A 21,173-nucleotide genomic window follows, 5' to 3' on the forward strand; every position below is an offset into this window, starting at 1 on the left:
GTTAGTAATACCTTTCTGATTGTGTCCACCTCATTTCTAAGTCATGAGGTTCTATTATAATATATGAACTACTAATTGGGACATAATCATTTGTGATACACTAGGACATTATCATAAATGAATCATAGAAAAAAAGCAAAAAGAGTCGATTAACTTGACTATTTTGGAACATAATGTTATAAAAGAACCGTTGCATAGCATATCGCATAGGTTGGAGGAGAAAAGAATGCTTTATGAAGAGAAAATAATTGAAACCATTCCGGTAGGTCCTTTGGGTTTGATTCCCCTTAAAAGCTGTAGAGATATGGGAGCAAAGGTCAATGATTATCTGGTTGATTGGAGGCATGAACGAGAAAGTGTGCATAAGTCAACCATTGCCTTTTCAGGATACCAGAGAGATACGTATATGGTAGGTGCCAGTACTCCCAGATTTGGAACTGGGGAAGCCAAAGGAACGTTACAGGAGACTGTTCGAGGTGACGATCTTTATCTTATGGTTGATGTTTGTAATTACAGTCTTACTTATTCCCTGTTTGGTATGACCAACCATATGTCTCCCGATGACCATTTTCAGGATTTAAAGCGTGTAATTGCAGCTGCAGCAGGAAAAGCACGCAGAATTAATGTGATTATGCCTTTCTTATATGAAAGCAGACAGCATAAAAGAACAAGGAGAGAATCCTTAGATTGTGCACTGGCACTCCGGGAACTTGTTAATATGGGAGTTGAGAATATCATTACCTTTGATGCTCATGATCCAAGAGTACAGAATGCGATCCCTCTAAAAGGGTTTGAAACCGTTCATCCCATCTATCAATTTATCAAATATTTATTAAAAGAAGAAAAAGAACTGGATATCGACAATGAGCATATGATGGTCGTCAGCCCAGATGAAGGTGGCATGGGTCGTGCGGTATACTTTGCCAACGTACTTGGACTGGATATGGGTATGTTCTATAAACGTCGTGATTATACTCAGATTGTCAATGGCAGAAACCCCATTGTTGCACATGAATTTCTTGGAAGCAGCGTTGAGGGTAAGGATGTGATTATTATTGACGATATGATATCTTCCGGTGATACTGCCCTAGAGGTTGCCAAAGAGCTGAAAAGAAGGAAGGCGAGAAAGGTATTTGTCTGTGCCACCTTTGGCCTGTTTACCAACGGCTTGGCAAAATTTGATGAATATTATGAAAACGGTGTGATTGACAGAATACTTACCACAAATCTAGTTTATCAGACACCGGATATCCTTTCCAGACCATATTATATTAATGTTGATATGAGTAAGTATATAGCACTGATCATCGATAATTTAAACCATGATGCCTCCTTGAGCGGACTACTGAACCCAACGAGCCGAATCAATCGCCTTCTTGAGCGTTATCGCGCAGGAGAGAGGTAGAAGAGGAATTATGGAAACATTATCTAAGAAGAAATTATTATTAGCAGGGCTTACACTTTTTTCAATGTTTTTTGGGGCGGGAAACTTAATTTTTCCGCCCTTTTTGGGTTCTGGTGCAGGAACACATACCTGGATTGCGATGCTGGGGTTTGCAATCACAGCAATTGGATTTCCAGTATTGGGTGTGGTAGCGGTGGCATTATCCGGAGGACTGGATAAGCTAGCGGGACATGTTCACCCGAAATTTGCTTTTATTTTTACCCTGCTGATCTATTTATCCATAGGACCATGTCTGGCGATTCCGAGAACTGCCAGTACTTCGTTTGAGATGGCAGTGGTGCCATTTCTAAGAGAAGGTATGACAGAGACGATGGCGCAGTTTCTATATTCCGTTTTCTTTTTTACAATCGCCTATCTTGTCGCATTAAAACCAGATCAACTAACGGAGCGGCTGGGGAAGGTGTTAACTCCCTGTCTTCTAATCCTGATTCTAATTTTGTTTGCTGGGTGTTTCTTCCATCCGTCAGGCTCCTATCAAGCCCCCACTGCGGCCTACGAGAAAATACCGCTAGTGAAAGGGTTTCTAGAAGGGTATCTGACGATGGACACCATAGCAGCTCTTAATTTTGGCATTGTTATATCCATCAATATCAAGAAAATGGGCATACGAGATGAGACTTCCATCGTAAGGGAGACGATTAAAGCTGGGGTGATTGCAGGTGGCGTACTGCTCCTTATTTACAGTGCACTTGCCCATATAGGCGCAGTAACAGGGGGAACGTTTGGACAGGCGGAGAATGGGGCCCAAACTCTAAATCAAGCCGTGAATTATCTGTTTGGAAATTGGGGAGCAGGGCTGTTGGCTGCAATCTTTTTTATCGCCTGTTTAAATACCTGTATTGGTCTGATTAGTTGCTGCAGTCGCTATTTCACTACGATAATACCAAGCGTAGGATACCAGGTATGGGCTTTACTATTTGCGCTATCCAGTCTGGTGATTTCTAATGTGGGATTAAATAAAATACTGGAAATTTCTGTACCAGTATTAAATGCGATTTATCCAGTTGCCATTGTATTGATTTTGCTCTCGTTTGTATTTCGAGATGGGAGGAAGTGGCGCCCAGTATACATCTTTGTCATAACATTTACGGGGATTATCAGTGTGTCCCTGTCGTTAGAGCAGGCAGGAGTTTACTGGTTAAAACCAGTTCTCTCTCTGCTTCCATTTTATGCGGTTCACCTTGGCTGGGTGGTACCTGCTCTTTTTGGCACATTTCTAGGTACATTCATCTGTTTGGCTGGAAAAAGAGACAAATAAAAATCCCAGAGAGGAAGTCATCTCTCCGGGATTTTTGATCATTATAATGAACTATTAAATTTCAACCAGATGATAGGGGACTAAGTTAGCAGTTAACATCTGCGCCTCCCTCCGGTGGCAGGTGAAAATAATCATTTGATCGTTATACGTGTTTATCAACCATTTTAAAGCGATGCGAAGCCTATCTTCATCATAGAGCACAAAGCTGTCATCAAAGATAAAAGGCATTCGTTCAGAGCCATTTTGAATTAGCATAGCGGCAGCCAGACGCAGTGCTAAGTAAACCTGATCCATTGTACCACTGCTGACCTGTTCCAAAGGTACTAGCTTGGTTTTGGTATTTAAAAATACATTTAAGTTTTCATCAACGCTCATACTGGTATAAATACCACCAGTTATTCCAGAGATTAAGTCAGATGCCGTTTTATTTAAATACAATCCAAAGGAATCACGGATAGAAGAGGATAGATTGGTCATAGTGTCCAGAGCCAGATCAATGGCAGAGATCTCTTCTCTGATTCGGTCGTTTTCTGTAATGATATGTTTAAGACCTTCTGCCTGTGTCTTACAATTTGAAAGATGTTCTAGCTTTTTCTCCAGTTCCCACTGACTTTTCTGCTGAATTTCAATAGTTTCTCCACAATTTTCCAGCTTATGATTTAATTCCTCAATTTCAACGGCTTTCTGTTTCACGGCTGCTTCTGATTTGGAAACAGCAGTGCAAAGGCGGGTAAATTCTGCCATGCGGTTTTGAAAGGCACGTATGGAGTCTGTGCAGATATCCGTATCTCCTAAGTGTCTAGAAAGGATTTCCTGTAAAATTCTAGAACCCATTTCCATGTCCTTATGGCTATGTCTTAGTTTAAGATAAAGTATCAGTCCAATCAGATAAAAAACAATTGCGGTTCCGAAAAAGATTCCAAGCAAGAGGAATAAATCAATTCCATAATAAGCAGTAAAATAATTTGACTCACCCATATAGTAAAGAAATCCACCGGATAACAGAAGAAGAGAAGCGAGGATTAAGGAGAAGACGGAACAGACCTTTCGTGTCTTTTTGTTGCTGGCTTCTTTCGCGTCCATATACGCATCAAAATGTTCCTGAGTTTTCTTCGAATAGGCATGAATGGATTCCTGGTCGTGAAATTGGTTACTTACAAGTACCTGCCGCCCCTTGGCCGCTTTTTTAATCAACTCCTCTTTTTCCCTCTGAAACGTTTCTAGATCTGTTTTGACCTCTGAACGAAGTTTTTGATAGGTTTGAATCTGGTTTTCATATTTGGGAGAAGAAATTTCTTTTTCCGTATTACGAATCTCACTTAATAATGAAGTATAGGTACGGGCAGCTTCTGGAACCATCTGCGATTCTAGTGCCTTCTTTTGTGACTTTAAAAGAGTAGTGGCTTTGGTAATATTAAGAGCCAGATTTCCTGTAGTATTTAGATTAGCAATGTAATTTTTGAGTTCTGTTACCATACCGTCATCGGTGGCACTTTTTAACTGCCCAATGCTTACCGTGTTGTTGTATGCCGTTTCACTTAAACCACAAAGCAGATCGTCTAAGAATGATTTGGTTGGTTCGATTTCCCGTCCTGCTGTTTCGTCTACGATCCTAAACTCTTTTTTGTTTTTCTGGAAGGTGCGTTCGATCCGGTAGATGTGGTCTTTGTGTTCTAATCGGATCTGCCCTTCGTAAGTTCCACTGTTTTCCCATGGTTCATACTTGGAATACAGATCATTTCTTGCTGCTCGGCCTCGCTGGCGTTCGATTCCAAAAAGCATACTTCGGATAAACGTATGTATCGTTGATTTTCCAGCTTCGTTATTGCCGTATACAATATTAAGACCTTTTTGGAAGGTCAGATTTTTACCATGGAATTTACCAAATCCATTGATATAGACATCAAGTATTTTCACAAAGATCAGCTCCTTTCATCTGTAGTACGAAGCAGTGCGCCAATGCCGTAATTGAGCGCTTTTTTCTCAACCTGACTCATCTCTGGCTTTTGGAGAGCCTGAATAAAAAAGCCAATCATGTCACTGGGGTGTTCCGCAAACAGTGTTGAAAAATCATATTGGGGCTCAGATTCGTCCAGGATCTCCATGATCTTAAATCGGTTGGACAGCATATCTAAGTCAAAGGCAATATCTGGATCTCTCATACCTCGAATGCGGAAACGATAGATATGATGTGTGCCCCGGTTTTGTATCTCTTGTGTGATCTTCATGGCTAGTTCTGTATTCGTAGTAGCCGTAGTAACATGAACGGCCAGAGAGATGTACTGAAGTCTAGCCACCGGAATAAAGCGTAGGGAGGTTACCATACGAGTCACCTCATTGATCTCTCCTACCATCATACCGTGACGTCCGGATTCCGTCTTGTCTAGAGGCTCCAAAGATCCGGCAAAAGCCATTCGGTTTTCAATTAGAACTTCAGGACGATGAATATGTCCCATAGCGATGTAAGAAAAATCCAAAGCAGACATTGCACCTTTATCAAAAGGAATATGGTTGGCATCCCCTCCATGCCCTAAAAGTATATGGATTTTTCCGTTGTTTGGTACCTTAAGATGGTCCAGACGGTTTTCTAAAATCTCTGCCGAATGATAGCTAAAACCATAAACTTCTGTATTGATTTCTTTCAAATATACACGATCCAGCTCTTCTCCTATAAGATAAGATACGTTGGGAGCCCAGGTAAAGCTTAAAAGAGCGGAGTTATTCCGGATTCGATCATGATTTCCGGCGATGAGCACCACGTGAACCTCTGGTATGGTAGAAAATAAGTAATTTACTTCTTTTAAATCACGGATAAGCGGCTGACGGTGAAAAAGATCTCCAGATATGAATAAGCAGTCGGCTTCCAACTCTTTTGCTTGGTTTATTACTTTTGCAAAAGTGTCTTTGATATCCTGAAAGCGTTCTTTGCTCCATGGTTTGTCGCTATCTGGGCTCATCCCCCAGTGAACATCTGCAATATGTATGAATTTCATTCTTAATCCCTCGCTGATCTTCTGTAAATATGGTCTGCCAATTACCGGAATTTTCATGTCTTATGAATAAGAACCACGTATAAAAGAGAGATATCCTTTATCCATGGTTCTTTTTATAGAGGCTGCCTTATGAGACACGACCTCACCGGCTTATAATTCGCAGTTGTTAACAGTTCTCGGGAACGGCACAACGTCACGGATATTAGCCATTCCAGTTAAATACATGACACAACGTTCAAAGCCAAGACCAAATCCGGCATGACGTGCAGAACCGTATTTTCTTAAATCCAGGTAGAACTTATAATCTTCCGTATTAAGTTCTGATTCCTTCATACGTGCAACCAGCTTTTCGTAATCTTCTTCTCGCTGGCTTCCTCCGATGATTTCCCCAATTCCGGGAACGAGACAATCGACGGCTGCAACTGTTTTATTATCTGGGTTCATTTTCATATAGAAAGCCTTGATCTCCTTGGGATAATCCGTAACAAAAACCGGTTTCTGAAAAAGCTGTTCGGTTAAGTAACGTTCATGTTCTGTCTGTAAATCACAGCCCCAGTATACTTTAAAGTCAAATTTGTCATTGTGCTTTTCCAAAAGCTCAATGGCATCGGTATAGGTTACATGAGCAAATTCTGAATTTAGAACATGGTTTAACCGGTTTAACAGATCCTTGTCCACAAATTGGTTAAAAAAGTTCATCTCTTCCGGTGCATGTTCCAAAACATAACGAATGATGTATTTTAACATTGATTCTGCAAGTTCCATATCATCGTTTAAATCCGCAAAAGCCATCTCTGGTTCAATCATCCAGAATTCAGCAGCGTGGCGTGTGGTGTTTGAATTTTCCGCACGGAAGGTTGGTCCAAATGTATATACATTCTTAAAAGCCATCGCATATGTTTCAGCGTTAAGTTGTCCGCTGACGGTTAGGTTAGTAGGTTTACCAAAAAAGTCCTGCGAAAAATCTGTGGTTCCTTCCTCTGTCTTTGGGATATCAGTCAGGTTCATCGTAGTTACCTGGAACATCTCACCAGCCCCTTCGCAGTCACTTCCGGTAATGATAGGAGTATGGACATAAACAAAATCCCTCTCCTGAAAAAATTGATGAATGGCATAAGCAATCAAAGATCGAATCCGGAATACAGCCTGAAAGGTGTTGGTTCTTGGACGCAGATGAGAAATTGAACGCAAGTATTCAAAGGAATGGCGCTTTTTCTGAAGCGGATAATCAGAAGCAGAATGGCCTTCCACTAAAATCTCTGTAGCCTGAATCTCAAAAGGCTGTTTTGCTTCTGGAGTGGGTACTAGAGTACCGGTCACAATAATTGCAGTTCCAACTCCTAATTTGGAGATTTCTGAAAAATTCTCCATGGAATCATGATATACAATCTGCAAAGGTTCAAAGAAGGTTCCGTCATTTAAAACAACGAATCCAAATGTCTTGGAGTCTCTCAAGCTCCGGACCCATCCCCCGACTGTAACTTGAGTATTTAAATAGGTTTCTTTATTTTTATATATTTGTCTTACTGTGGTTAAATCCATAATGACTTCTCCTTTAATATGTTGACATACTTAGTAAGATTATACTGTATTTTGAACCTTGATTCAAGGGGGTTGGACGCAAAAACATGGAAACAGGTGTAAAAAAGAAAAAAATAAGAAAAAAGGAGAAAAATGTCGGAAAATGCACAAAAATTTATCATATTATTTTCTGAATTTGTTCACTATTTTCTAAATGTGTGTTATAATGCTAGTACAAACTATCATAACGGCAAGAGGTGATTGCGTGATTAAAAAAGAAATGATAGCCATGTTGCTGGCGGGAGACCAGAGAAACAGTCTTGGTGTACTAACCCAGAAGATGGCAAAACCCGCAGTTTCATTTGGCGGAAAATATCGAATTGTTGATTTTTCACTCAGTAATTGCATCAACTCTGGTATTGATACTGTAGGGGTTTTGACCCGGTATCAACCATTGCGGTTAAACTCCCACATTGGAATTGGAATTCCGTGGGATTTAGATCGTAATGTAGGAGGTGTCACAATTCTTCCAACGTATGAGGGGGAAAAGAATTGTGATAGAGAAGTGGGATCGGCTTGTTCCATTTATCAGAACTTAGAATATGTGGATTCCTATGAACCGGACTTTGTTTTAATCCTGCCAGGTGATCACATTTACAAGATGGACTATGAAGTCATGCTGGAATATCACAAAGCAAATCATGGGGATATTACGATTGCTGCCATGCCGATTTCCATAGAAGATGCCAGCCAGTATGAAATACTGGTTACCGATGAGAACAATAGGGTCAGTGAATTTGAGGAAAAACCTGCAAATCCCAGAAGCAATCTTGCTTCCATAGGGATCTACATATTTAATTGGAAGGTCTTAAAAGAAGTCTTAATTAAGATGTCTGATATTCCTGGGTGTGATTTTTCAAAACATATCATTCCTCATCTTTTACAAACTGATCGTCGGGTGTTTGCATATGAATTTAACGGTTACTGGAAGAATGCAGAGACCTTAGAGTCTTACTGGGAAGCAAATATGGAGTTAATTGATATGATTCCTGAATTTAATCTCTACGAGGAATACTGGAAGATTTATACCAAAAGCAATAGAATCCCACCCCAGTATGTATCGGAAGAGGCGGTCGTAGACCGAAGCATCATCGGAGAAGGCTCGGAGATATATGGAGAAGTTCATAATTCCGTGATTGGTGCCGGTGTGATGATTAAAAGGGGGGCTGTAGTAAGAGATTCCATTGTCATGAATGAGTGTACGATCGGTGAAAATGCGATGGTCCATAAAGCAATTCTCGCGGAACGGGTGACCATTGGTTCAAACTGTGAGCTTGGAACGCTAGACTTTGCTGTCAACAGCTTTGATCCAAAGGTTTATCAGTCTGATCTAGTAACCATAGGAGAGGATTCGATTCTGCCCTGTGATGTATTGGTGGGCAAGAATACGGCAATCATAGGAGAGACATTTGTAGAAGATTATGTGGATGGCAGACTTTTAGGCGGGGGCTGCATCCTAAAGGCAGGTGGAATGCAATGAGGGCCATAGGAATTGTGTTAGCAGGTGGAAATAGTAAACGAATGAAGGAACTCTCAAACAAACGTGCAATTGCAGCTATGCCTATTGCAGGCAGTTACCGCAGCATTGATTTTGCACTCAGCAATATGACGAATTCCCATATTCAGAATGTAGCGGTACTAACTCAATATAATTCCAGATCACTGCATTTGCATCTAAGTTCATCTAAGTGGTGGAATTTTGGAAGAAAGCAGGGTGGATTGTTTGTTTTTACACCTACCATTACATCGGAAAGCAGCGACTGGTACCGGGGAACTGCCGATGCCCTTTACCAGAATCTAACATTTTTAAAAAGCAGCCATGAACCCTATGTGGTAATTGCAGCAGGAGATGGCGTTTACAAATTGGATTATGGAAAGGTTTTGGAATACCATATAGAAAAGAAGGCAGATATTACGGTTGTCTGTAAAACTCTGGCAGCTGGTGAGGAAGTAACTCGATTTGGATTGATTAAGACAAACAAAGACGGGAGAATTACGCAGTTTGAAGAAAAACCAATGGTTGCATCTTCAAATAAAGTTTCTTGTGGAATCTATGTTATCAGAAGACGACTGTTAATTGACTTAATTGAGCGCTGTGCCATGGAAGACCGCTTTGATTTTGTCAACGATATTCTGGTGCGTTATCGTGACTTAAAAAAGATCTATGCATATCAGATGGATACTTACTGGAGAAATATTGCTTCTGTAGAATCCTATTATCAAACCAATATGGATTTTCTAAAACCGGAAGTAAGAGATTATTTTTTTCGTAAATATCCGGATATTTATTCTAAAATTGAAGATTTGCCGCCGGCAAAATATAATCCAGGAGCTGTTGTAAAAGACAGTCTGATATCCGCCGGTGCGATTATCAATGGGGTGGTTGAGCATTCTGTTCTATTTAAGAAGGCGTATATCGGTAATAATTGTATGATTAAGAATTCCATCATCTTAAATGATGTTTATATAGGAGATAATACAGTCATTGAAAATTGTATTGTGGAAAGCCGGGATACCATTCAGGCCAATTCCACCTATATTGGAACTATGGACAATATAAAAATTGTTCAGGAAAAAAACAAAAGATACACATGATAGGAAATGTGACGGGAAGGGGCTTTAACATGCAGATTACAGACGTAAGAGTTAGACGCATCGAAAAAGAGGGTAAGATGAAAGCGATCGTATCCATTACATTGGATAACGAATTTGTGATTCACGACATTAAGGTGATTGAAGGAGAGAAGGGGCTATTTATAGCCATGCCGAGCCGAAAGGCCGCAGATGGGGAATACCGAGACATAGCCCATCCCATAAACTCTGGGACTCGTGATATGATTCAAAAAGTTATACTTGATAAGTATGAAACCACTGCACTTGAGGTACCGGAGGCAGCCGTATACGCTTAAAGACAATTCATCCGCAGACAGAATTTTTTTCTGTCTGCGGATTTTTTGTTTCCAGAAAACAAGACAAGGTTTGCTTCAAACATATTTTTAAGATATAATTAATTTACAATGGTAGAAAGGTGGTTAATTATGTCGATTAAGATTGGGATTTTAGGATATGGAAATTTAGGAAGAGGAGTGGAATGTGCCATTCTAAATCAGGAAGACTTGGAGCTTTTTGCTGTGTTTACCAGAAGAGATCCAGAGACGGTTAAGCTTCTGACAGAAGGTGTTAAGGTATATCCGGTTACTGAATTAATTTCCTTTAAAAATGACATTGATGTTTTAATTCTATGTGGGGGAAGTGCTTCTGATCTGCCGGAACAGACCCCGGAATATGCACAATACTTCAATGTAGTAGATAGTTTTGATACCCATGCAAAAATCCCGGTTCATTTTGAATCGGTTGATTTGAAGGCAAAGGCAGGAAAGAAAGCGGCGATTATATCAGTAGGCTGGGATCCGGGAATGTTTTCTTTAAACCGGCTTTATGCCGGATCTATTTTACCGGAGGGAAAGGATTATACCTTCTGGGGCAGAGGGGTAAGCCAGGGGCATTCAGATGCCATTCGAAGAATAAAAGGCGTTAAGGATGCAAGACAATATACCATTCCGGTACCAGATGCACTGGAGGCTGTACGAAGTGGAGCAAATCCTGAACTCTCAACCAGAGAAAAACATACAAGAGAGTGCTTCGTTGTGACCGAGGAGGGAGCAGACCAGGAAGCAATTAAAGAAGAAATTGTTACGATGCCCAATTATTTTTCGGATTACGATACCGTTGTTCATTTTATTCGTGAAGAGGAGTTAGCCAAAGATCATAGCAAAATTCCACACGGTGGATTTGTTATCCGAACTGGAAAAACCGGCTGGGAGGGGGAGAATCGTCACGTGATCGAATATAGCTTAAAGTTGGACTCCAATCCGGAATTCACCTCTTCTGTACTAACTGCTTATGCAAGAGCCGCCTATCGGTTAAATCAGGAAGGAAAAAGCGGCTGCCTTACAGTTTTTGATATCGCACCTGCGTATTTAAGTCCATTAAGCGGGGAAGAATTGAGAAAACAGTTGTTATAAACAAACAGGAGGATAGAATGGCAGCGACAAAAGAAATGGTTTTATATTATTGCCCAGAATCAGAAAAGCAAGGAGGTAATGCCTCCAGAGTCTCTAAAATAAAGGCAGTACTGGTTCAAATGGGGATACGAATTAAGAATTTAAGCCCAGATCAGATCAACCAGACCATAGGGTATCTGGCTGGTTATGAAGGATTTGAGGAACAGATAAAAGATGACGGGAAAGAAGTGGAAGAAGAACTTCTCGTCATGAAAAATTTTTCGAACCAAAGAATTGACGAACTGCTTAAGAATTTAAAGCGTGCAGGCGTCTCTAAAATTGCATTAAAAGCGGTAATCACTGACACCAATATAAACTGGAATCTCTATGAGCTTTATCTGGAATTAAAAAAAGAACATGAGGTCATGTCAAAGAATGAGGATTAAAACAGGACGGGAGGAAAACTAAAGTTTCCCTCCCGTGTTGCTATTGATAATCGCAAACACCAGCCCACTGTTGTAATAGATCTGATTCTTCGGGTCTTTTTTTCGATAATTGGGCAGCTGCTACGATGGGAAGCCAAGACTGAACGTACTTTTTCGCGGTGCCAGTCTTCTGGCAGAAAAGATTCATATACATATCTGCTTTTTTCTGATCGCAGAGACAGAACAATAGATAAGTTCTGGCAACATCTGCACTGGCATTGCCTTGGGAGGCATGTACCCAGTCTAGTACGTACATAGATCCGTCTTCTTTTACAATGATGTTGCTTGGATTAAAGTCCCCGTGGCAAAGCTTATAATGCTTCGGCATACTATCTAACTGCGTACGCATATCATATTTTGTCACGTCGTTTAGGTCGTCGAGCTCATGAATCTGAATGGATATTTTGTCTTTCAGCTTCGTGAGACTGGGACATTGCCTAGTCAAAATACTCAAATGTAGATCCACCATCTTATCCATATATTCCGGCAGTTTTTCTGGATTCTCTTCCATAAGCTGTTTTAGGGTCTTCCCTTCAATATACTCAAATGTAATGGACCACTTCCCCTCAAATACACCCACTTCTAAAACCCTGGGTACTGAGATTTGACCTACTTCCTCTACACGTGCACTAATCAGTGCTTCATTTAAAACATCACCCTTAGGAAAATCAGCATTAAAAACCTTAATCGCCTTATCCCCATCTCGAAAAACCTTTTTCGTCTTTGTAGTCGCAATTAATTCTGCCATATAACCACTCCTTCCCTCCACTTGTCGAGACCTTTTTTTAAATCTTGTACTTTTATTTTACTACAAAATATATAAAAAGTATAGATTAAAAGTAAAATATTTATATAATTTCACTAAAAAAGAAAGCGACTCTTTCCCAATGAAATAATCACTTAGTGGAGATATTACAACTATATTAGGTGCATGGCTAAATTATGTATAATCTAGGAACAGTTGCGGATTCTATTAAAAAATAAGCCAGACTTGCGGTGCTCAAAAGATTCATTTTTGAGACACCGTGCCTGTTTTATTAATTTATATCCGGTTTTCACAGGATGGTGAGAACTCCCTGCTTTTGAATCTTCGCAAAAGAAACTGATAGCGAAGCTGAGCCGCATTTAGTTCATAAATATAGCAGTCGATCAGTGTGGGGTCAATCACATGCTCAAAGTGATTTCTGGCTGCTTCAATGGCAGTTTTAGAACGTTCAATCTCACATCTTAAACTCCGTTCTTCCTCTGATGGAATCAGGTGTTTTCCTAGCCATGCATGTTTCATTTCATCATCTCCAATATTTTTTTAAATATATATGATCCTTATAGAACTCAGTATATCTGGAAAAAGGAAGTTTATACATATATTTCCTATAATCCATAAAATAGAGAAATCACACCAGCCCGCTTAAAATGGAAGTCTATCACAAAGAATGTGAGAAAGTGGTTGACTTTTTTCTTTTTCTTGTGCATAATAAAGGCACATTCTTATACGCGTTCTGCGTATGAATCTTATTAAATTTCTCAGCGTTATCGGCTGATATTCCAGCATTATTTCCAGAATTGTGTTAAGAAAGAGGGGGATGTTATCGTTCATGATTTTGTTTTGTTGTCTCTATTAGGAGCAGGCGCTTTCTATGATGCCAGAGAACACCGGATTCCCAACTGGTGGGTGGTACTGGGAGTGGGGGTAGGTATTTCACTCTCCATTTTTAAGTCAGGAAGTGTGTTTGGAAGTTTCTTATTTTTGTTTCGGTTTATGGCGGTAATCGTCGTGTTTTTTGTTTTATTTCTTTGCCGTATGATTGGTGCCGGCGATATTAAAATGGCTGCTCTGATTTGTGGATATCTTGGTTTTTCTATTGGAACTGTGGCAATTGGCTGTGGTTTTTTAATCGGAGCTGTCTGGTCTCTATTTAAAATGATCATAAATGGCAGTTTGTTTGTCCGATTTTCTTATCTTTTCACCTATATCAGGTGCGTAATTCAAACTGGTAAATTAACCGCATATTACAGTTCGAAACGGGATGGATATAATATGGTCATTCCTCTGGGATTGTGCCTTTTTTTGGGAACGTTTCTTACTGTTTTATTTTTATAACAGAATAAGGAGGTATGTTTTGACAAAAAAAGTAATGGCAGTATACGATGAAGATCCATTGTATACGGAGAGATTTGCAGAATATGTGACTTTAAAAAAGCTGGTTCCGTTTTCCGTTATGGCATTTATTGACTTTAATGAATTGGTTACATACGGAATGAATCATGAGATTGAACTTTTGCTCCTATCTTCTTCTATTTCGTGGGAGCAGATTCAAAAGATTGGTGCGGGAAAGGTGGTTTTGCTTTCTGATGGGACGGTTCCCATTCAGACACCATGTAAAGCTGTATACAAATACCAGAATACAGATGGGATTCTTCGGGAGATAATGGCAGAATATAGGATTGACAGGGAGGAAACCGGATACTTATTGGCAGAAAAAAAAGGAAAAATCATGGGTGTCTATTCCCCCATAAATCGCTGTTTAAAGACATCTTTTTCCCTGGCTGCTGGGCAGATACTCTCAAGAGACAAGAAGGTGCTCTATTTAAATTTGGAGGATTATTCTGGGTTTGGTCGTCTGATCGGTGAAACGTATAAAGGTGGTCTATCTGATCTTTTATACGATTATAGTCAAGAAGGATTTGATTTTAGACGTCTGGGATCTGTGGTTTACACCTGGGGGGAATTAGATTATGTACCGCCTGTGCGGTACCCGGAAGACTTACTAATGGTGACAGCTAAGGATATGGCAGATTTAATCAGCCATCTGTCGAGAGAAAGTATCTATCAGATAATCTTAATGGACTTGGGGCAGTATGGGAAAAAGGCAGCTGAATTACTGGAGGTATGCGACCATGTCTATATGCCGGTAAAAGATGATTTCGTCTCAATGGCAAAAGTAGATGAATTTGAAGATTATTTAACGACATCCGGGCACCAGTCTCTAAAGGACCGGATTCAGAAGATCAAGCTGCCCTACCATTGTACATTTGGAAGAAAGGAAAGCTATTTAGAACAGCTATTGTGGAGCGAGCTTGGAGATTGTACCAGGCAGATTATAAGAAATCAGCTGTAAGGAGATGAATCAATGGATAAGTTACAGAGAAAATCCATGCGGGAAGAACTTATGAAGGAGTTAAATGAGAAGCAGCAGGTCACGGATGAAGAACTGTATGAACTCATAAACCAAAAGATAGTTGCCTATGGACAGGAGTATTTCCTGCCTTTGGAGGAACGGATTCAGATCAGGAGCCGGTTGTTTGACTCGTTTCGAAGGCTTGGTGCATTACAGGAATTAGTGGATGATCCATCTATTTCTGAGATTATGGTCAATGGCGCCAATCAAATATTTATTGAGCGGGGGGGTCACATGGAATTATGGGACAAGTCCTTTGAGAGTCAGGAACAGTTAGAGGATACCATTCAACAGATTGTAAGCCAGGTAAATCGTACTGTGAATGTTTCAAGGCCCATTGCAGATGCCAGATTACGGGATGGATCCAGGGTTCATGTGGTACTTCCGCCTATATCACTAGACGGTCCGGCTGTTACCATAAGAAAATTTCCGGAACCAATTACCATGGAAAAACTGTTAAAACTCGGTTCCGTCAATCAGGAATCAGCAGAATTTTTGAAAATCATTGTGGAAGCTGGATATAATATTTTTATCAGTGGAGGAACCAATTCAGGGAAAAGCACATTTTTGAATGCACTTTCTGCCTATATTCCAAAAGACGAGAGACTTGTCACCATAGAAGATTCCGCCGAGCTAAAAATCACGCATGTGCCCAATCTAGTACGACTAGAGACAAGAGGTTCCAATGGAGAAGGCGAAGGAGAGGTGGGGATTGGTGATTTGATTAAGGCATCGCTGCGTATGAATCCGTCTAGAATTATTGTTGGAGAAGTAAGGGGAAGGGAAGCACTTGATATGATATCGGCTATGAACACCGGGCATGATGGAAGTCTTAGCACAGGGCATGGAAATAGTCCCAAAGATATGCTTTCCAGACTGGAAACAATGGTTTTAATGGGAGCGGAGATTCCTCTGCCGGCAGTTCGAAGCCAAATTGCAGCAGCAGTGGATATTCTGATTCATCTTGGTCGATTAAGAGACAAAAGCAGACGGGTTTTATCCATAGTGGAGGTAGAGGGTTATGAGAACGGAGAAATCGGACTTAATCCACTTTATCAATTTGAAGAAGAGATTGGGAGAGGGGAAAGGAAAAAAACGGTGCAGGGAAGTCTTAAAAAGGTTGGTACACTTAAAAACAGACAGAAGCTTCAATCCGCAGGCATTGAATTATGATGAATACATTCTGACTCCGTTAGAATGGTGCCATTATGGAGGACAAGGGATTTTTGTAAGTGGACTTTTTGCTTATGTTTTTTATCGCAGCATTGCAGCATATCTAATATTGATGCCATTCGGCATTCTATTTCCATTCATAAAACGAAAAGAATTAAAAGAAAAAAGACTTGAAAAATTAAATTTGGAATTTAAAGAAGGAATTTTACTTCTGGCCTCATTTCTAAGTGCAGGCTATTCGGTAGAGAATGCATTTTCTTCCTCTGCAAAGGAATTGACACTGCTCTATGGCGATAAGGCTATGATGACAAAAGAATTTCAACATATAGAAAGTCAGATACGAGTCAATCGTTCTGTGGAACAGGCGCTTTTAGAATTTGCTTTAAGAAGTGGACTTGATGATGTAAAAAATTTTGCTGAAGTATTTACAGCATCAAAGCGAAGTGGAGGGGATCTGGTTTCCGTAATCAGTCATACCGCTAACGTGATTCGGGACAAGGTATTGGTGAGCCAGGAGATTTTAACGATGACAGCGGACAAGCAGTTTGAACAAAAGATAATGAATGCCATTCCATTTTTTATTGTCATTTATATTGACCTGACTTCTCCCGGTTTCTTCCACATGATGTATGCCACAGGAATTGGAAGAATTTTAATGACCGCGTGTATGGTGGTTTACATGATCGCGTATTTGCTTGCCAGAAAGATAATGACCATTGAGATCTAAAGGAGGGCATATGAAGTGGAAGGATAGTTGGTTTTGGCGGTTGCCTGTTACAAAATCCCAGGTGGCCTGTGTGGCTGGAGGATTCCTCCTTTATGTTGTCATGGAATTCGTGTCTGTAGCAGAAAGTCGTGGTTTTACAAAGCTTGAGAGAGCAGGACCTGGTCACGGAGAGAATACTTACGAAGTCGTGGTATCTGGTCTGGACCCAAAAGAAGAGGACAAAGAGGTTCCAATTGAGATACCCGTGAGAGAACGAATCTATACCGATCAGGAGGCAAAACTTCTTTTTGATCGGATTGAACCCGAACTTAAAGTTCGAATATTAGGGGAAAATCCATCTCTTTCCATGGTGAGAACTGATTTAAAGTTTCAATCCAGTCTGGACCCCTATGGGCTTCGGATAAGCTGGGAGACAGATAATCCGGATCTAATTGATTCTTTTGGAGAGGTTCATAATGAGAACTTGGAAGAGAAAGGGGAGACGGTGTTGCTAACGGCTCTGGTAACGGATGGAACGCATAACAGAAATTATAATTTTAAGGTTTTGGTTTTTCCACCAGAATTAACCAGGGCGGAAAAGATAGTGGCTCCATTTAAAAAATTAATCGAACAAGAGGATTTAAGGCAGCAAACAAAGGAACAACTGATATTGCCAGACCGTTATGCGGGGCATGGTCTTCGCTATTCAAAACCAAAGGAAAAAAGCAATCGTATGTTACCTTTGCTTGGAATGGCATGTGCAGTTTTATTGCATTTGAAGGGAGTGGTAGAAAAGCAAGAAGAAAAGAAAGAAAGAGAAAAACAACTGCTTTTTGATTATTCAGAGGTAATATCCAAATTGGTGGTATACATAGGTGCAGGTCTTACGATCCGAGGCGCATGGGAACGAATTGTAACAGGATATGAAGAAGGGGTAAAGCAGAAGAAACGAAGTATGCGCCCAGCGTATGATGAGATGGTAAAAACAGCAGTACAGATTGGGAGTGGAGTCACAGAATCCCGTGCTTATAGTGAGTTTGGCAGGCGTTGTGGTCTTCAGCCGTATATCAAGTTGTCTGCACTCCTAGAACAGAGCCGAAAAAATGGGGGCAAACAGTTAAGATCCTCCCTAGAACTTGAGATGGTATCTGCGTTTGAGCAAAGGAAAAATTACGCAAAGAAGCTGGGGGAAGAAGCAGGAACAAAATTATTATTTCCCCTGCTTATGATGTTAGGGGTGGTCATGATCATGATTGTAGTACCTGTATTTCTGGCATTTTATTAGAAAGGAGGTGAGGCTAAAATGAAGTTTTTACTAAAACAGATGAAGGATTTTGTCAAAGAAGAAGATGGTGTTGGAGTCATAGAGATCGTATTGATTCTGGTGGTGTTAATTGGTCTTGTACTTATATTTAAAACCAACATCAAAAAACTTTTGGATAATATTTTTAAAGAAATTAACACAAAGTCAAAAGAGGTGTATTAATGCGTAAAAAGGGTCATATTACGGTGTTCTTGAGTCTGACTCTTTTGTGTATTTTCAGTTTAATGTGCGGACTTATTGAGTCCGCACGGACAGCTGGAACCAGATTCTACTTAAAACTGGCGGCTGATTCTGCCATGGATTCGGTGTTTAGCAATTATCACAGAGGAGCTTTTGATCAGTATCGTATATTTCTTCTAGATCAGGACGAAGAGGAATTGAAAACATCATGGATGAAATTTTTAAAACCATATATGGATGCTTCCGGATGGTATTCCATGGAGGCAAAAGACGGCAGGATAAGCAGACAGATATTAATTACGGATGACAATGGGGAACATCTGAATCAGGAAATTGTAGATTACATGAAATATGGGGTGTTTTCTGACGCAACAAAAGATGGAAGAGAAGAAACCATGCTGAAACAATTAGAGGAAGCAAAAACCGTACAAAATATTTCGGAATCTTACAACAGCCACACAAAAGAAGCAGTTCGTCTGGAACAGGCATTGGATGATATCAGCAATTCCTTACTCAAACAGGAAGAATATAGGCAGAAGGCCAATCAATATCTGGGGAACTATAATGGGTTTATGTTTCGAAGAAATGCAAAGGCACTAAAAAAAGAAATAAACCATTTTCCGGCGCTTGTAAAGAACTATAAAAAAAAGGCGGACAAATTAAAACGTGCTCTGGAAAAGACGGTTGAGGACCAGAAAAGAAGTTCCAATAAACTTAGTAAGAACGTTTGGGAGGCAATGGAAGGAGAGATCCTTTGCTATGATACTTATGTTCAAAAAGATGGGGAACGTCGTGTTGAGATTTTAACACGATCAGAACAGGTTAAAAGCCAGACACCCATAATCCAAACAGCAATTGATCGAGCAGGCGAAGTGGAGGATATACTGTCTCGTTATGCGGATCGTTCAGATGAGGATGAAGATGACGACGCACCTGATCTCTCCGAACTATGGGGGTCTGTAGAGGAGATATGGTCCCAGGTATCCATCCCAAGGCTTTCATACAGAAAAAGTGTAAAGGACCCAGAAAAACAAAATGTTTTAGAAAAAATCGAAAAATTAGGAAAAGAAGGACTTTTATTGTTGGTACTCCCGGAAGGGAAAAGCATTTCCAAAGGAGTCCTAATTGGGGATTCTCTTCCATCTGCACTGTATACAGGAGAACGTGGGGCATCTCAAAATCTGTTAGACCGCGTTTTATTCCAAGAATACTGTGGGCGTTTCCTAACAAATTTTCTATCAGATGAGGATAAAGATGTAAAGTACGAGATGGAATATATGATAGCAGGAAGGAAATCAGATCAGGATAATTTAGGACAAACATTAGCTGAGATTTTGGCCATAAGAGAAGGTCTGAATCTGGTACATATTTTATCAGACAGTCAAAAAAGGCAGGAAGCAATTTCTCTTGCCGCAACCATCACTGGTGTTACTGGACTTGCTCCACTCACGGGAGTTGTAGCTTTTTTTATAATGAGTATTTGGGCTTTGGGCGAGGCAGTGTTGGATATTAGAAGGCTTTTAGAAGGGAAAAAAGTTGCATTTATAAAAAATAAAGATAATTGGAAATTGTCTCTTACTGGGTTACTGGAATTAGGAACCAATGGTCTGATTAAAAACGAGGATGAGGATGACAAAGGGTTTGGATATCTTGAATATTTAAAATTTCTTCTATTAATTGGAAGTGCACATCTAAAATATTATAGGCTTATGGATGTGATGCAGATGAATCTTATCAGGGAAGATAAGAAGTTTCGAATGGAACACTGTATTTATCAGGCAGAGATTGAAGCGGACGTTGTTTCCAGGCATATTTTTTTAGGAGGCAGCCATAATTCGTATCAATTAACGGTCCGGACAGAAAAAGCATATTAAGACAAGGAGGCGGATGATTATGCCCTTTTTCAAAGAAGTAAATAAAAAAATACAAATAAAAAAAGTTACTCTCCAGGTACGAATCCCATGTATAAGAAAAAAAATTCTTGGAAAGAGGGTATTATCATCCGTCTCACAAATAAGAAGAAAGGGGAGTTTAACCATAGAGGCAGCTATGGTTCTTCCTCTCTTTTTATTTTTTATGGTTCTTCTTATGATGCCAATGAAGATTCTTAACGATGGACGAAAAATCCAGATAGCACTTGAACGGACGGGAGAGGAAGTCAGCCAGTATGTTTATTTGTACGATGAGCTTGAGATTGGTACTAAATTAAAGAAAAAAGGTCTTGGGAAGATTCCAGATGAGTTTTTATCTACATTGTCTGAGCAGGCAGTTTTAATTCTAGTTCGAAAGCGGGTGGAAGGGCGAGTAGGGTTTGAACATCTTACCTCTGTTTCTTTTGCCCGTTCTTCTATACTTAGAGATGGAGAAACCATAGATCTTGTTATGGATTACCAGGTAAAACTCCCGTTTTCCATTCTTGGAAAAAGGAGTGTACCAATGACCGCTAGGTGTTATCGACGTGCATGGATTGGAAATAAAAAAAGAGCAGTGGAAGCGTCTGAAGAGAACGAAGAGTTGGTTTATATTGGAAAGGGGAGTACCAGATACCACAAGGATAGAACCTGCCACTACCTATACAATACTATAAAAAAAATATCATTTCAGGAGCTGAAAACAGTGCGAAATTTAAACGGAGGGAAATATAAACCATGCAGCCGATGTGGTGAATTGGCAGGGGAACAAAACGGTGTTTACATTCTGCCGTCAGGAGAAAAGTATCATAGCACAAAGAACTGCTCGGCAATAACCGCATATGTGAAGGCTGTTCCACTTTCAAAAGTAAGACATTTGGGCGCATGTTCCTATTGTTCTCAGTAAGGAGGTTT

Annotated in this window: 20 protein-coding genes; 15 read left to right on the forward strand and 5 right to left on the reverse strand. The window is 40.1% G+C overall.

Annotated features, from left to right (window positions below):
* Positions 1–226 precede the first annotated feature (226 nt).
* Positions 227–1,405, forward strand: a complete 1,179-nt coding sequence (locus EFT72_RS18125) for a ribose-phosphate pyrophosphokinase (RefSeq protein WP_124068328.1) — start codon at positions 227–229, stop codon at positions 1,403–1,405.
* Between the two features lie 10 nt (positions 1,406–1,415).
* Complete coding sequence (brnQ, locus tag EFT72_RS18130; protein WP_347561905.1) at positions 1,416–2,723, forward strand: branched-chain amino acid transport system II carrier protein; 1,308 nt, start codon at positions 1,416–1,418, stop codon at positions 2,721–2,723.
* Between the two features lie 54 nt (positions 2,724–2,777).
* Here brnQ and EFT72_RS18135 read toward each other — a convergent pair whose 3' ends face one another.
* From EFT72_RS18135 to asnS, 3 genes are all read right to left on the reverse strand, one after another.
* The gene (locus tag EFT72_RS18135) at positions 2,778–4,640 is read right to left on the reverse strand and encodes an AAA family ATPase (protein ID WP_124068329.1); all 1,863 of its coding nucleotides are present in this window, start codon (positions 4,638–4,640) and stop codon (positions 2,778–2,780) included.
* 5 nt (positions 4,641–4,645) lie between these two features.
* On the reverse strand, positions 4,646–5,716 hold the full coding sequence (locus EFT72_RS18140) for a DNA repair exonuclease (RefSeq protein ID WP_124068330.1): 1,071 nt from the start codon (positions 5,714–5,716) through the stop codon (positions 4,646–4,648).
* A 150-nt stretch (positions 5,717–5,866) separates the two neighbouring features.
* Complete coding sequence (asnS, locus tag EFT72_RS18145; protein WP_124068331.1) at positions 5,867–7,258, reverse strand: asparagine--tRNA ligase; 1,392 nt, start codon at positions 7,256–7,258, stop codon at positions 5,867–5,869.
* A 244-nt stretch (positions 7,259–7,502) separates the two neighbouring features.
* On the opposite strand from asnS, the gene EFT72_RS18150 reads away from it, so the two are divergent.
* The 5 genes from EFT72_RS18150 (at position 7,503) to EFT72_RS18170 (ending at position 11,747) form a co-directional block, all read left to right on the forward strand.
* Entirely contained in the window at positions 7,503–8,777 is a 1,275-nt protein-coding gene (locus EFT72_RS18150; protein WP_124068332.1) for a glucose-1-phosphate adenylyltransferase, read from the forward strand.
* Positions 8,774–9,892 (forward strand): glucose-1-phosphate adenylyltransferase subunit GlgD, encoded by a 1,119-nt coding sequence (gene glgD, locus EFT72_RS18155; protein WP_124068333.1) that lies wholly within the window; start codon positions 8,774–8,776, stop codon positions 9,890–9,892. The genes EFT72_RS18150 and glgD overlap by 4 nt, the downstream gene beginning before the upstream one ends.
* Positions 9,893–9,921: 29 nt before the next feature.
* Positions 9,922–10,206, forward strand: coding sequence for a septation regulator SpoVG (spoVG, locus tag EFT72_RS18160; protein ID WP_124068334.1), 285 nt, complete (start codon positions 9,922–9,924; stop codon positions 10,204–10,206).
* A gap of 129 nt (positions 10,207–10,335) precedes the next feature.
* Positions 10,336–11,322 (forward strand): diaminopimelate dehydrogenase, encoded by a 987-nt coding sequence (locus tag EFT72_RS18165; RefSeq protein ID WP_124068335.1) that lies wholly within the window; start codon positions 10,336–10,338, stop codon positions 11,320–11,322.
* Positions 11,323–11,339: 17 nt separating this feature from the next.
* Positions 11,340–11,747: a DUF3783 domain-containing protein gene (locus tag EFT72_RS18170; RefSeq protein ID WP_124068336.1), complete on the forward strand. Its 408-nt coding sequence runs from the start codon at positions 11,340–11,342 to the stop codon at positions 11,745–11,747.
* Positions 11,748–11,787: 40 nt separating this feature from the next.
* Here EFT72_RS18170 and EFT72_RS18175 read toward each other — a convergent pair whose 3' ends face one another.
* Both EFT72_RS18175 and EFT72_RS18180 read right to left on the reverse strand, forming a co-directional pair.
* The gene (locus tag EFT72_RS18175; RefSeq protein ID WP_124068337.1) at positions 11,788–12,534 is read right to left on the reverse strand and encodes an aminoglycoside phosphotransferase family protein; all 747 of its coding nucleotides are present in this window, start codon (positions 12,532–12,534) and stop codon (positions 11,788–11,790) included.
* A 294-nt stretch (positions 12,535–12,828) separates the two neighbouring features.
* On the reverse strand, positions 12,829–13,071 hold the full coding sequence (locus EFT72_RS18180; RefSeq protein ID WP_124068338.1) for a YaaL family protein: 243 nt from the start codon (positions 13,069–13,071) through the stop codon (positions 12,829–12,831).
* Positions 13,072–13,395: 324 nt separating this feature from the next.
* Between EFT72_RS18180 and EFT72_RS18185 the strand changes: the two genes are divergently transcribed.
* From EFT72_RS18185 to EFT72_RS18220, 8 genes are read left to right on the forward strand one after another with little or no spacing between them, the layout of a single operon-like run.
* Positions 13,396–13,887, forward strand: a complete 492-nt coding sequence (locus EFT72_RS18185) for a prepilin peptidase (RefSeq protein WP_243110060.1) — start codon at positions 13,396–13,398, stop codon at positions 13,885–13,887.
* Positions 13,888–13,906: 19 nt separating this feature from the next.
* Positions 13,907–14,905 (forward strand): hypothetical protein, encoded by a 999-nt coding sequence (locus EFT72_RS18190; RefSeq protein WP_124068340.1) that lies wholly within the window; start codon positions 13,907–13,909, stop codon positions 14,903–14,905.
* A 12-nt stretch (positions 14,906–14,917) separates the two neighbouring features.
* Positions 14,918–16,138, forward strand: coding sequence for a CpaF family protein (locus EFT72_RS18195; RefSeq protein WP_124068341.1), 1,221 nt, complete (start codon positions 14,918–14,920; stop codon positions 16,136–16,138).
* Complete coding sequence (locus EFT72_RS18200; protein ID WP_243110061.1) at positions 16,086–16,865, forward strand: type II secretion system F family protein; 780 nt, start codon at positions 16,086–16,088, stop codon at positions 16,863–16,865. Before EFT72_RS18195 ends, EFT72_RS18200 begins: the two co-directional genes overlap by 53 nt.
* A 10-nt stretch (positions 16,866–16,875) precedes the next feature.
* Positions 16,876–18,129 carry an immunoglobulin-like domain-containing protein gene (locus EFT72_RS18205; protein ID WP_124068342.1) on the forward strand — a complete coding sequence of 418 codons (1,254 nt, stop codon included), beginning with the start codon at positions 16,876–16,878 and terminating at the stop codon, positions 18,127–18,129.
* A gap of 18 nt (positions 18,130–18,147) precedes the next feature.
* On the forward strand, positions 18,148–18,330 hold the full coding sequence (locus EFT72_RS18210; protein WP_124068343.1) for a Flp1 family type IVb pilin: 183 nt from the start codon (positions 18,148–18,150) through the stop codon (positions 18,328–18,330).
* Positions 18,330–20,222 (forward strand): DUF5702 domain-containing protein, encoded by a 1,893-nt coding sequence (locus EFT72_RS18215; protein ID WP_124068344.1) that lies wholly within the window; start codon positions 18,330–18,332, stop codon positions 20,220–20,222. The genes EFT72_RS18210 and EFT72_RS18215 overlap by 1 nt, the downstream gene beginning before the upstream one ends.
* 19 nt (positions 20,223–20,241) lie before the next feature.
* Complete coding sequence (locus EFT72_RS18220) at positions 20,242–21,165, forward strand: TadE family protein (RefSeq protein ID WP_124068345.1); 924 nt, start codon at positions 20,242–20,244, stop codon at positions 21,163–21,165.
* The last annotated feature ends 8 nt before the right edge of the window (positions 21,166–21,173 follow it).

The sequence above is a fragment of the Clostridium sp. E02 genome, from assembly GCF_003833015.1.
GTDB lineage: Bacteria > Bacillota > Clostridia > Lachnospirales > Lachnospiraceae > Lacrimispora.